A 12,516-nucleotide genomic window follows, 5' to 3' on the forward strand; every position below is an offset into this window, starting at 1 on the left:
ATGACATACCACCCAGCCAGCTTCGCGGCGCTTTCCTTTCATGATGCCCGCGCCAGATTTTTCGTCGGAACAACTTCGCCAGCGGAGTATTTGGACGAGTGCCTCGGCAGAATTAGAGCCGACAAACAATCCGTACGCGCCTGGACGTCACTTCGGGCTGAACAGGCGAAGCGGGAAGCCCGCGAGTCGGAAGCCCGGTACAAAGCTGGCAAACCACTGTCTAGGATCGACGGGATGCCGGTTGGAGTCAAAGATCTTATTTCGACGTGGGATCTTCCCACAACGGAAGGAATAAGAGGAAATGAAGACAACTTCATTGACTTGGACGCCCCATGTATTCAAGCGTTGCGAGCAGCAGGTGCAATCATCGTCGGCAAGGTAACCACTACGGAACTGGGGGAGGCGACCCTTCTCCCACCCGAAATCCCTTCGACTTGGCCCGTACGCCTGGTGGATCATCGAGTGGCTCTGCCGCGGCGGTTGGCGCCAGAATGGTCCCGGTGGCCATAGGAACTCAGGTGGCCGGTTCGATACTTAGGCCCTCCGGGTATTGCGCAAACTATGCCATCAAGCCGTCCTTTGGAGCCATACATCGGGGCGATCGAGCAAGTTATAGCCAGAGCTGCATTGGAATACACGCAGGCGATCTTCACGATATGTGGAACACCTTATACGAAATCGCAATCAGAACAGGCGGCGACCCTGGCGCCCTCGGCCTCGTAGGCGAAGCTGAACTTACCGCATCCATTTATCCTTCGACCATCATCCGCATTGAAGGCTTGGGATGGAGAGCCACAGAGGGGTCAACGAAAGCGGCATTTCTTCAGGTTATCGAGCGGTTGAAACGACAGGGGGTGCGTATCCTGGATCGAACCGATTTTCCGGAAATCGAAGAGTTCGAGCAGAGTCTGACTGATGCCGCCGATACCATCACCACCTTGCTTGCCTACGAAAACAAGTGGTATCTCGAAAATCTGGCGCGTCGTGGATTGCCATTGTCCCAATACACGATGGGCACACTGAACAAAGGCCGCCAGCTTGGCATTGACGACTATCGGACAGCCCTTGCAAAGCGGCAGCGTATGGAAGCGGCTTTTATGCGGCTGAGGTCTCTTTCTGAGTTCTTCATTACCCCTACGAATACATCGCCCGCTCCTTTACTTGAGCACCCCCGTGCTACGAACGGAATCGCGAACGTAGGTACCGGTAACCCCGCATATAACCTGATACCGTCCTTGCTTCGCTGTCCGGCCATATCGCTTCCCCTGCTCGGAGTTCGGGATTTGCCAGTGGGCATACAGGTCTTCGCTCAGCGCGACAATGATTTTCGACTCTGCAAGGCGGGCAAGTGGATAAAGGAGAACATCACGCCCGTAGTTGTCGAATGAGCTGATATCAAGGTTGACGTACGCCTGAGGGCGAGCCGTAGAGATTCGAACTGAGCGCCGATCAGCCTTGGGGTGGCATTTTCCGTTTGTCCCAAAAGCAAAACCCCAGTGAGGGGAGCTCACTGGGGTTTTGGGGATAAGAGCCTGACGATGACCTACTTTCACACACGGATGTGCACTATCATCGGCGCGAAGGCGTTTCACTGTCCTGTTCGGGATGGGAAGGAGTGGGACCACCTTGCTATGGTCGTCAGGCGTAGCGGGTTGGGCGCAGGCCGAGTGTGGCCGGCGCCGCAATTCGGAAGAAGCACATCGCGCCCGGGATGGGGCGAGGGTTATGAAGTTTGTTTGAACGGCACTTGACTGCTACGCGCTCATACCAGGTCTATAAAACCCGCAGAGTTATAGGATCAAGCCGCACGGGCAATTAGTATCGGTTAGCTCAACGCATTACTGCGCTTCCACACCCGACCTATCAACGTTCTGGTCTCGAACGACCCTTCAGGGGGGTCAAGCCCCCGGGATACCTAATCTTCAGACGAGTTTCCCGCTTAGATGCCTTCAGCGGTTATCTCTTCCGTACTTAGCTACCCGGCAATGCCATTGGCATGACAACCGGTACACCAGAGGTACGTCCACTCCGGTCCTCTCGTACTAGGAGCAGGCTCCGTCAAGTATCCAACGCCCACGGCAGATAGGGACCAAACTGTCTCACGACGTTTTAAACCCAGCTCACGTACCTCTTTAAATGGCGAACAGCCATACCCTTGGGACCGGCTACAGCCCCAGGATGAGATGAGCCGACATCGAGGTGCCAAACACCGCCGTCGATATGAACTCTTGGGCGGTATCAGCCTGTTATCCCCAGAGTACCTTTTATCCGTTGAGCGATGGCCCTTCCATTCAGAACCACCGGATCACTATGTCCTGCTTTCGCACCTGTTCGACTTGTCAGTCTCACAGTCAAGCACGCTTATGCCATTGCACTATCAGCACGATTTCCGACCGTACCTAGCGTACCTTCGAACTCCTCCGTTACGCTTTGGGAGGAGACCGCCCCAGTCAAACTGCCTACCATGCACTGTCCCCGATCCGGATAACGGACCAAGGTTAGAACCGCAAACAAACCAGGGTGGTATTTCAAGGACGGCTCCACCGAATCTGGCGACTCGGTTTCTGCGCCTCCCACCTATCCTACACAGGCCGGTTCACAGTCCAATGCAAAGCTACAGTAAAGGTTCATGGGGTCTTCCCGTCTAGCCGCGGGTAGATTGCATCATCACAAACACTTCAACTTCGCTGAGTCTCAGGAGGAGACAGTGTGGCCATCGTTACGCCATTCGTGCAGGTCGGAACTTACCCGACAAGGAATTTCGCTACCTTAGGACCGTTATAGTTACGGCCGCCGTTTACCGGGGCTTCGATCAAGAGCTTGCACCCCATCACTTAACCTTCCGGCACCGGGCAGGCGTCACACCCTATACGTCGACTTTCGTCTTGGCAGAGTGCTGTGTTTTTAATAAACAGTCGCAGCCACCGATTCTCTGCGGCCCCATCGAGCTTGGCGCGCGGGCGCCTCACCCTACCGGGGCATACCTTCTCCCGAAGTTACGGTATCAATTTGCCGAGTTCCTTCTCCTGAGTTCTCTCAAGCGCCTTGGAATATTCATCCCGTCCACCTGTGTCGGTTTGCGGTACGGTCTCGTACAGCTGAAGCTTAGAGGCTTTTCTTGGAACCACTTCCAATCACTTCGCGAGACTTGCTCGCTCGTGCCACACCCTTGAATTACGCGCCCGGATTTGCCTAAAGCGCCTTCTCCAATGCAGCAACAGGGACATCCAACACCCTGATGACCTTCCGCGATCCGTCCCCCCATCGCACTGTACGACGGTGCGGGAATATTAACCCGCTTCCCATCAGCTACGCATCTCTGCCTCGCCTTAGGGGCCGACTCACCCTGCGCCGATGAACGTTGCGCAGGAAACCTTGGACTTACGGCGAGGGGGCTTTTCACCCCCTTTATCGCTACTCATGTCAGCATTCGCACTTCTGATACCTCCAGCAACCCTTACGAGTCACCTTCACAGGCTTACAGAACGCTCTCCTACCGCGTGTACAAAGTACACACCCGCAGCTTCGGTTTATCGCTTGAGCCCCGTTACATCTTCCGCGCAGGACGACTCGATCAGTGAGCTATTACGCTTTCTTTAAAGGATGGCTGCTTCTAAGCCAACCTCCTGACTGTCTATGCCTTCCCACTTCGTTTCCCACTTAGCGATAATTTGGGACCTTAGCTGGCGGTCTGGGTTGTTTCCCTCTTGAGTCCGGACGTTAGCACCCGGTGCTCTGTCTCCCAAGCTGGACTTGCGGGTATTCGGAGTTTGCCATGGTTTGGTAAGTCGCCATGACCCCCTAGCCATAACAGTGCTCTACCCCCCGCAGTCATACTTGAGGCACTACCTAAATAGTTTTCGGAGAGAACCAGCTATTTCCAGATTTGTTTAGCCTTTCACCCCTATCCACAGCTCATCCCCTAGTTTTTCAACACTAGTGGGTTCGGTCCTCCAGCACGTGTTACCGTGCCTTCAACCTGGCCATGGGTAGATCATCTGGTTTCGGGTCTACACCCAGCGACTGAATCGCCCTATTCGGACTCGCTTTCGCTACGCCTTCCCTATCCGGTTAAGCTCGCCACTGAATGTAAGTCGCTGACCCATTATACAAAAGGTACGCCGTCACCCCATTAAGAGGCTCCGACTGTTTGTATGCATACGGTTTCAGGATCTATTTCACTCCCCTTCCGGGGTTCTTTTCGCCTTTCCCTCACGGTACTGGTTCACTATCGGTCGATCACGAGTATTTAGCCTTGGAGGATGGTCCCCCCATCTTCAGACAGGATTTCACGTGTCCCGCCCTACTTCTCTTACGCCTAGTTCCACCAGCCAGATTTCGTCTACAGGGCTATCACCTGCTACGGCCGGGCTTTCCATCCCGTTCGACTATCTGATTGGCTAAATCGTAAAGGCTGCTCCGATTTCGCTCGCCACTACTTTCGGAATCTCGGTTGATGTCTGTTCCTCGAGCTACTGAGATGTTTCAGTTCACCCGGTTCGCCTCCACTGGCCTATGTATTCAGCCAGGGATACTGCTTGCGCAGTGGGTTTCCCCATTCGGACATCTGCGGATCAAAGCTTGTTTGCCAGCTCCCCGCAGCTTTTCGCAGGCTACCACGTCCTTCTTCGCCTGTGATCGCCAAGGCATCCACCATATGCACTTAGTCGCTTGATCCTATAACACTACCGTCTTATAGGACGCTGATATGTTTCGCGTTTGTGCCGTTCATAAGTTTCAAAGCCATCCCGATCCAACTGCGATCGGAATCTTGAGACTTGGAACTAAATCTATGCAATCACAACCCGTGCTCATTTTCATCGGCTCGCGCCGACTACTACATGAACACACTTTCGTTGTGCTTCTTCCTGATTGTTAAAGAACGATGTATAGCTCGCATTGGGCAAAACCCAACGCACAGGGCTGACTCGCAACCCTGGGCGTTGAACTCTGGCGCATGGTGGAGGTGAACGGGATCGAACCGATGACATCCTGCTTGCAAAGCAGGCGCTCTCCCAGCTGAGCTACACCCCCGTATCCCCTCATCCGCGGCCACTACCGGCCGCCGCCTCGGAAATACCTGGTGGGTCTGGTTGGATTCGAACCAACGACCCCCGCCTTATCAAGACGGTGCTCTAACCGACTGAGCTACAGACCCAAAAACCCTCTTCGGATCAGCAGTCAGGGTCGCGGCCCAGGGAGGACTCCCCCTCACCCAACGCCCGCAACCGATCCCGGCTACACATATAAACAACCGATAAGCGTGGACGCTTAATAGTCCGCACTTCAAGCTCTTAAAGGAGGTGATCCAGCCGCACCTTCCGATACGGCTACCTTGTTACGACTTCACCCCAGTCATGAATCCTACCGTGGTAATCGCCCCCCTTGCGGTTAGGCTAACTACTTCTGGTAAAACCCACTCCCATGGTGTGTCGGGCGGTGTGTACAAGACCCGGGAACGTATTCACCGCGACATGCTGATCCGCGATTACTAGCGATTCCGACTTCACGCAGTCGAGTTGCAGACTGCGATCCGGACTACGATCGGGTTTCTGGGATTGGCTCCCCCTCGCGGGTTGGCTGCCCTCTGTCCCGACCATTGTATGACGTGTGAAGCCCTACCCATAAGGGCCATGAGGACTTGACGTCATCCCCACCTTCCTCCGGTTTGTCACCGGCAGTCTCATTAGAGTGCCCTTTCGTAGCAACTAATGACAAGGGTTGCGCTCGTTGCGGGACTTAACCCAACATCTCACGACACGAGCTGACGACAGCCATGCAGCACCTGTGTTCCGGTTCTCTTGCGAGCACTGCCAAATCTCTTCGGCATTCCAGACATGTCAAGGGTAGGTAAGGTTTTTCGCGTTGCATCGAATTAATCCACATCATCCACCGCTTGTGCGGGTCCCCGTCAATTCCTTTGAGTTTTAATCTTGCGACCGTACTCCCCAGGCGGTCAACTTCACGCGTTAGCTGCGCTACCAAGGGCCGAAGCCCCCAACAGCTAGTTGACATCGTTTAGGGCGTGGACTACCAGGGTATCTAATCCTGTTTGCTCCCCACGCTTTCGTGCATGAGCGTCAGTGTTATCCCAGGAGGCTGCCTTCGCCATCGGTGTTCCTCCGCATCTCTACGCATTTCACTGCTACACGCGGAATTCCACCTCCCTCTGACACACTCTAGCCCGGTAGTTAAAAATGCAGTTCCAAGGTTAAGCCCTGGGATTTCACATCTTTCTTTCCGAACCGCCTGCGCACGCTTTACGCCCAGTAATTCCGATTAACGCTTGCACCCTACGTATTACCGCGGCTGCTGGCACGTAGTTAGCCGGTGCTTATTCTGCAGGTACCGTCAGTTGCCCCAGGTATTAACCAGGGCCGTTTCTTTCCTGCCAAAAGTGCTTTACAACCCGAAGGCCTTCATCGCACACGCGGGATGGCTGGATCAGGGTTGCCCCCATTGTCCAAAATTCCCCACTGCTGCCTCCCGTAGGAGTCTGGGCCGTGTCTCAGTCCCAGTGTGGCTGGTCGTCCTCTCAAACCAGCTACGGATCGTCGCCTTGGTAGGCCTTTACCCCACCAACTAGCTAATCCGATATCGGCCGCTCCAATAGTGCGAGGCCCGAAGGTCCCCCGCTTTCCCCCAAAGGGCGTATGCGGTATTAGCTACGCTTTCGCGTAGTTATCCCCCGCTACTGGGCACGTTCCGATACATTACTCACCCGTTCGCCACTCGCCGCCAGACCGAAGTCCGCGCTGCCGTTCGACTTGCATGTGTAAAGCATCCCGCTAGCGTTCAATCTGAGCCAGGATCAAACTCTTCAGTTCAATCTCTGTAGTTCGCGCACCGCTACCGAAGTAGCAGCACTTTGCTCAAAGGAAGTGAGGTTCGATGAATATCTTTGACATATTCAAGGTTCTTCACTTCGATGTGAGCACTTGGTTCTCTTTGGCCTGGCAAGCCCGGCTAAACCGGACCCGCCTCGCGCGGCCCACCAAGCGCCCACACTTATCGGTTGTTTCGTTGTTAAAGAACAGGTACCGCTTACTGCCCGCCAGCTGCTTCGCAACCGGCTTGCTGTCTCAGCAGCACAGAAACGAGATTATGAGGCCTTTTTTGAAACCTGTCAAATCGATCGGTGTCTGATTTGCCGCTTCCCGCTGCTCCGCCAAAACCACCGGCCGAACCGCGAAAAGGCGAGACTATACACGAATTTTTGCGGGGCTTCCAGGAGCGCAAAACGCGTGCCTTCGATCAGGTCCACAACCAGTGGGCCTGGCGCTGCAGGGCCAGTTGGCGCCGGGCCTCGGTTTCGAGCAGGAGCCAGTCCGGCGCGCCGATATCCCGCAACACGTGCTCATCCAGTTCATGCAGCGCCGTCGCGGTGCGCTGGCCGGCGCGGCGGGCCTGGACGGCCTGCCGCCAGGCCGTCCAGGCGGCGCGCCAGGGCGACGCATGCAGGGGGTTGCCGGCTCCGCCCGGGGCGGGGTCGAGTGTCCATTGCGATTCCATGATTGCTCTCCATTAAGGTGACCGCCTTACTGGTTAGCGTACGAGCACAGACCTGCCCTGTGAATCGCATTGTTCTGCACGATTTGGTCGGCTAAGCTTACCAACATGAGTCGCCTGCCCCTGAACACCCTGCCCACCTTCCGGGCCGTCGCCGAGCTGCAGAACCTGCGCGCCGCGGCGGACCGCCTGCACCTGACGCACAGCGCGGTCAGCCAGCAGATCCGCGGGCTGGAGGAACAGCTGGGCTTCGCGCTGTTCGACCGCCGCGGCCGCCGCGTGGTGCTGAATTCGGCCGGCGAGGCCCTGCTGCGCAGTGTGCAGTGCGCGCTGGGAGAACTGGACAACGGCGTGCGCCAGGCCGCGTCGCTGGCCCGCGGCGCCAGCCAGCGGCTGCGCGTATCGGTGCTGCCGTCGTTCGCGCAGCGCTGGCTGCTGCCGCGCATGGCGCGGTGGCGCGAGCGGCACCCCGACCTGACCCTGGAAATAGAAACCTCGCAACAACTGGCCGACCTGCAGCGCGAGGGCTTGCACGCGGCGCTGCGTTCCGGCCGCGGGCCGTGGCCCGGCGTCGTATCGGATCCGCTGTTCGACCTCCCCATGCCGCTGATCGTGCTGGCTTCGCCGGCCACCGCGCGCAAGCTGCCCGATAATACGCCGCAGACACTGGCGCGCCAGCCCCTGGTGGGCGACAAGGAACTCTGGCGCCAGTGGTTCGCCGCGGCCGGCCTGGCGGTCGACGTGACGCCGGTGGCCACCTTCAATGACGCAGGCCTGATGCTGCAGGCCGTGGAACAGAACCTGGGCCTGGCGCTGGGCCGCGAGTTGCTGGCCGCCGATGCGCTGTGCGAGGGCCGCCTGGTGAAGGTTTCCCCGGTCAGCGTGACTTTCGAGCCCGCCGATACTTATCATCTGGTGTATCCGCCGGGCCTGCGCGACTGGCCGCCGCTGCAGGCGCTGCGTCAATGGATACGCGACGAGCTCGAGCGCTCGCGCGCTAATCTGACCTCCTGCGACCCGGCGCCGGCCGGCGAAACTGAATCCAAACGTTGAGCGCGTAAACGCGTATGTCCCTGGGGCTTGCCGCACAGGTTTTGTTGCATCCGGGGGCCGGCAGGCTTGCTATGCTGCGCCGTCGGAAAGAGGAGCGCGAGGTTCTCCCATCATGATGCTGCTCCAGCGTGTACCACGCATTTCCTGGCTCCGCCTGCTGGCGGGTCTGGTGTTTCTTTGCCTGTGGATGAGCGCGGCCGCGCTGGCCGCCAACCAGGCCGAACGCCCGCCCGACGCGGCGGAGGCCGAGACCGCCCTGGCCGACGCCCGCAAGCAGATCGACGAGATCCGCGCGCGCCTTGAAGACGGCGGCGAAGACGCGCAACTGGTGCGCTGGCGCGCCGACGTGCTGGACATCCAGTCGCGCGCCGATGCCCTGGCCGAGGCGCTGGCGCCCCAGTTGGCCAGCGTGACGGCGCGGCTCACCGAGCTGGGCCAGCCGCAGCCCGATACGCGCGAGGCGCCCGATGTGGCGGCCCAGCGCGCCCAGCTGGAAAAAGACAGCCGCGCGCTCGATTCCCAGACCAAGCTGGCGCGGCTGCTGTCGGTGGAGGCGGCGCAGACCGCCGAACAGATATCCACCCTGCGCCGCAACCAGTTCCAGGCGCGCCTGGGCGAGCGGCGCGACTCGTTCCTCGGCACGCCGTTCTGGTCGGAGCTGCGCGGCGACCTGCCGCGCGACTTGCGACGCCTGGGCGACCAGGCCGCGGAACTGCGCGAGGCCGCCGGCGCCACCCCGACCGGCATCTGGCTCCTGCTGGCGCTGGCGATCGGCGGCGTGCTGCTGCTGCGTGCGGCCTGCAGCCGGCTGATGGTCAAGCTGACCGCCACGCGCGTGCCGCCCGGCCGCCTGCGCCGTTCGTTCCTGGCGGTGACGGTGGTGTTCCTGGCGGTCGCCACGCCGGGCCTGATTGCCGAACTGGTGCACATCGGCCTGATGTGGAACGGGATCCTGTCGGACGATACCGCCGACCTGCTGGGCAGCCTGGTGGCCGTGGTGTGTTTCGGCGGCTATGTGGCCGGCCTGGGCCATGCGCTGCTGTCGCCGGACCGCTCGACCTGGCGGCTGCCGGCCATCCACGACGATGTGGCGCAGGGCCTGCGCCGCCTGCCGCTGGCGCTGGGCCTGCTGGTGGTGCTGATCTGGCTGGGCGACCAGTTGCCGGTGCTGCTCAATGCCAGCCTGACCACCACCATCACGGTCACGTCACTGGCCGCGCTGCTGCTGGCCGTCACGCTGGCCTGGGGGCTGAAGCGCTGCACCCGCCTGCAGCAGCAGGTGCGCCAGGCCGACGAGGAAGGCCGCGTGCCGCCCCGCCCCTTCTGGCTGTCGGTGCTGGTGGCCGCCACCTGGGCGGTGCTGGTCACCAGCGTGATCAGCCTGCTGGCCGGCTATGTGGCATTCGGCAGCTTCATCGCCAAGCAACTGCTGTGGACACTGGCCATCCTGTGCACCGCCTATTTGCTCTCGGTGCTGATCGAGGACGGCTTCAGCACCCTGCTGGCCCCCGCGCAGGGCGACGAGGACAATGCCCGCAACCGGCTGCGCGCCCAGGCCGCGGTATTGCTGTCGGGCGCCGGCCGCGTCACCGTGGTGCTGCTCGCCGCCACGCTGCTGCTGGCGCCCTTCGGGGAAGGGCCGTCCGACCTGATGCACCGCATGAACCAGTTGCACAGCGGGCTGCAGATCGGCGAGGTGCATGTGCGGCCCGGCTCGGTGGTGCAGGCGCTGCTGGTGCTGGCCCTGTGCCTGCTGGGCGTGCGCCTGCTCAAGCGCTGGCTCGCCACCCGCTACCTGCCGACCACCGAGCTCGACCCGGGCATGCAGATCTCGGCGGCCACGCTGTTCGGCTACGGGGGTTTCGTCATGGCGGTGGCGCTGGCGCTTTCGGCGCTGGGCATCGGCCTGGAACGCGTGGCCTGGATCGCCAGCGCGCTGTCGGTGGGCATCGGCTTCGGCTTGCAGGAGGTCGTGCGCAACTTCGTCTCGGGCCTGATCCTGCTGGCGGAACGGCCGGTCAAGGTGGGCGACTGGGTATCGCTGAGCGGGGTGGAAGGCGATATCCGGCGCATCAACGTGCGCGCCACGGAAATCCAGATGGCCGACCGCTCGACCGTGATCGTGCCGAACTCCGAATTCGTCACCAAGACGGTGCGCAACGTCACGCACGCCAACCCGCTCGGGCTGGTGCAGGTCAAGGTCCCCATGCCGCTGGACGCCGAGCCGCGGCGGGCGCGCGAACTGATGCTGGCGGCCTTCGCCGCCCACGAGGGCATCCTGGAGTCCCCCGCGCCCGACGTGTTCCTGGAGGGCGTGGAGAACAACCACCTGATGTTCAACGCGCGCGGCTATGTCAGTTCGCCGCGCAACGCCTATGAAGTGCGCAGCGCCCTGTGGTTCGACATCCTGCAGCGCATGGCCGACGCGGGGCTGGCGCTGGCCTCGCCCTCGACGCTGGTGCTGGCCCGCCCACAGGGGCGCCAGGCCAGGCCGGATGGCGGCGGCGCCGAGCCCGCGCCGCCCGGCCCTAGCGCGCCAGGCGACGCTTCATGAACGCCAGGAAGCGCGCGTCGGTCGCATAGGCGATGTTGACGCGCAAGGCCGAGGTGGCCTGCCCCCGTTCGGGCATGAAGATAGCCCCCGGGGCCAGGAAGATGCTGGCGTCCGAGGCCTCGCTGGCCAGCGCCAGTTCGTCCTGCCCCGGCTTGAGCCGCGCCCATAGATAGAAGCCGCCGCCCGGCGCGTAGGGCAAGGCCAGCCCCACGCCCTTCAGGGCGGCGACGGCCTCGCGCGTGGCGCGCTCGACATGGGCCTTGAGCCGCCGCTGGTGCCTGAGATACTGGCCGCTGGCGATCAGGTTGAACACCACGCGCTCGACGTAATCGGAGGTGCTGACCAGGGTCAGCATCTTCAAGTCGCACAAGGCGTTGGCCAGCGCATTATTGGCCGCCAGGTAGCCGACCCGCAGGCTGGCCGACAGCGTCTTGGAAAACGTCCCCACGTAGATGACGCGCTCGAGCTGGTCGAGCGTGGCCAGGCGCGGGCTGGCGGCGGGCAGGATGTCGGCGAACGGGTCGTCCTCGACGATGTAGAAGCCGTACTGGGCAGCCGCCTGCAGTACGCGATGCGCGACCGGCAGGGTCAGCGAGCCGCCGGTCGGGTTGTGCGCCAGGGATTGGGTGAAGAACACCTTGGGCTTGAATGCCGCGGCCTTCTGCGCCAGGTCGTCCAGGTCGGGGCCGTCGGCGCCGCGCTGCACGCCGACCAGCTTCACGTTGGAGAACCGCAGCTTGCCGAACAACGGGTAATAGCCCGGACTGTCGACCAGCGCCACGTCGCCCGGCTCGAGCAGCTGGCGCGCCACCAGGTCCAGCGCATGGTTGGCCCCGTGGGTGAGCAGGACCTGCTCGGCCCCGGCCTGGATGCCGCGTTCCGCCAGCGCCAGGGCGATGCGCTCGCGCAGCGGCTTGTAGCCCCACGGATTGCCGTAGCCGTGGCCGATGTCCGTGTCGCGCAGGGCCTTGGCGCTGCCGCCGGAGCGGGCCAGGTCGAAGCGTTCCATCCACGACGGCGGCGGCCGGCCGTCGCCGACGCGCACTTCATAGTGCTGGACCAATTGTTCGCGCAGCAGCGAGACCGTATCGATGGCCTGGGCGACATGGCGCGAGCGCTGTTCCGACGAGAGCGGCCGGGTGGCCGCCACGTAATAGCCCGAGCCGGGGCGCGCCTGCAAATGGCCCATGGCGACCAGGCGGTCGTAGGCATCGGCCATGGTGTTCTTGGAAACGCCTTGCTCCAGCGCGCCGGCGCGCACTGATGGCAGGCGCTGGCCGGGCTTGAGCGCGCCGCGCGCGATGGCTGCGGCGATTTGTTCGACGATGGCGCCGACACGGCTCATGATCGCTCCCGCATGCGCATGGATCGTACCTATTTTGTGTCTGGGACAGTTTTCG

Annotated in this window: 5 protein-coding genes, 2 tRNA genes, 3 rRNA genes and 1 pseudogene; 4 read left to right on the top strand and 7 right to left on the bottom strand. The window is 61.3% G+C overall.

Annotated features, from left to right (window positions below; translation table 11 throughout):
• Positions 1-387 (top strand): annotated as a pseudogene (locus tag CAL24_RS24525) (amidase family protein); the annotation flags it as partial.
• Complete coding sequence (locus CAL24_RS15460; protein WP_094807294.1) at positions 333-1,388, top strand: amidase family protein; 1,056 nt, start codon at positions 333-335, stop codon at positions 1,386-1,388. The pseudogene CAL24_RS24525 and the gene CAL24_RS15460, both read left to right, overlap by 55 nt.
• 142 nt (positions 1,389-1,530) lie before the next feature.
• On the opposite strand, the gene rrf is transcribed toward CAL24_RS15460, so the two are convergent.
• The 6 genes from rrf to CAL24_RS15490 all read right to left on the bottom strand — a co-directional run bounded on the left by rrf (position 1,531) and on the right by CAL24_RS15490 (position 7,512).
• Positions 1,531-1,643: ribosomal RNA gene (gene rrf / locus CAL24_RS15465) — 5S ribosomal RNA — on the bottom strand.
• Positions 1,644-1,794: 151 nt separating this feature from the next.
• Positions 1,795-4,677: ribosomal RNA gene (locus tag CAL24_RS15470) — 23S ribosomal RNA — on the bottom strand.
• 281 nt (positions 4,678-4,958) lie between these two features.
• Positions 4,959-5,034: transfer RNA gene (locus tag CAL24_RS15475), tRNA-Ala, on the bottom strand.
• Positions 5,035-5,081: 47 nt separating this feature from the next.
• Positions 5,082-5,158: transfer RNA gene (locus CAL24_RS15480), tRNA-Ile, on the bottom strand.
• A gap of 138 nt (positions 5,159-5,296) precedes the next feature.
• Positions 5,297-6,827: ribosomal RNA gene (locus CAL24_RS15485) — 16S ribosomal RNA — on the bottom strand.
• Together the 16S, 23S and 5S rRNA genes with 2 tRNA genes alongside form the textbook arrangement of a ribosomal RNA operon.
• Positions 6,828-7,254: 427 nt before the next feature.
• On the bottom strand, positions 7,255-7,512 hold the full coding sequence (locus tag CAL24_RS15490) for a hypothetical protein (protein WP_094807140.1): 258 nt from the start codon (positions 7,510-7,512) through the stop codon (positions 7,255-7,257).
• A gap of 105 nt (positions 7,513-7,617) precedes the next feature.
• Here CAL24_RS15490 and CAL24_RS15495 point away from each other — a divergent pair, with 105 nt between their 5' ends.
• Positions 7,618-8,562: a LysR substrate-binding domain-containing protein gene (locus CAL24_RS15495; protein ID WP_094807141.1), complete on the top strand. Its 945-nt coding sequence runs from the start codon at positions 7,618-7,620 to the stop codon at positions 8,560-8,562.
• A 112-nt stretch (positions 8,563-8,674) separates the two neighbouring features.
• On the top strand, positions 8,675-11,116 hold the full coding sequence (locus CAL24_RS15500; RefSeq protein ID WP_432759292.1) for a DUF3772 domain-containing protein: 2,442 nt from the start codon (positions 8,675-8,677) through the stop codon (positions 11,114-11,116).
• Here the strand turns inward: CAL24_RS15500 and CAL24_RS15505 are convergent.
• The gene (locus CAL24_RS15505; protein ID WP_028354662.1) at positions 11,091-12,461 is read right to left on the bottom strand and encodes a PLP-dependent aminotransferase family protein; all 1,371 of its coding nucleotides are present in this window, start codon (positions 12,459-12,461) and stop codon (positions 11,091-11,093) included. The two genes, CAL24_RS15500 and CAL24_RS15505, sit on opposite strands and share 26 nt — an antisense overlap.
• Positions 12,462-12,516: the final 55 nt, after the last annotated feature.

This window comes from Bordetella genomosp. 2 (assembly GCF_002261345.1).
Classification (GTDB): domain Bacteria; phylum Pseudomonadota; class Gammaproteobacteria; order Burkholderiales; family Burkholderiaceae_B; genus Bordetella_A.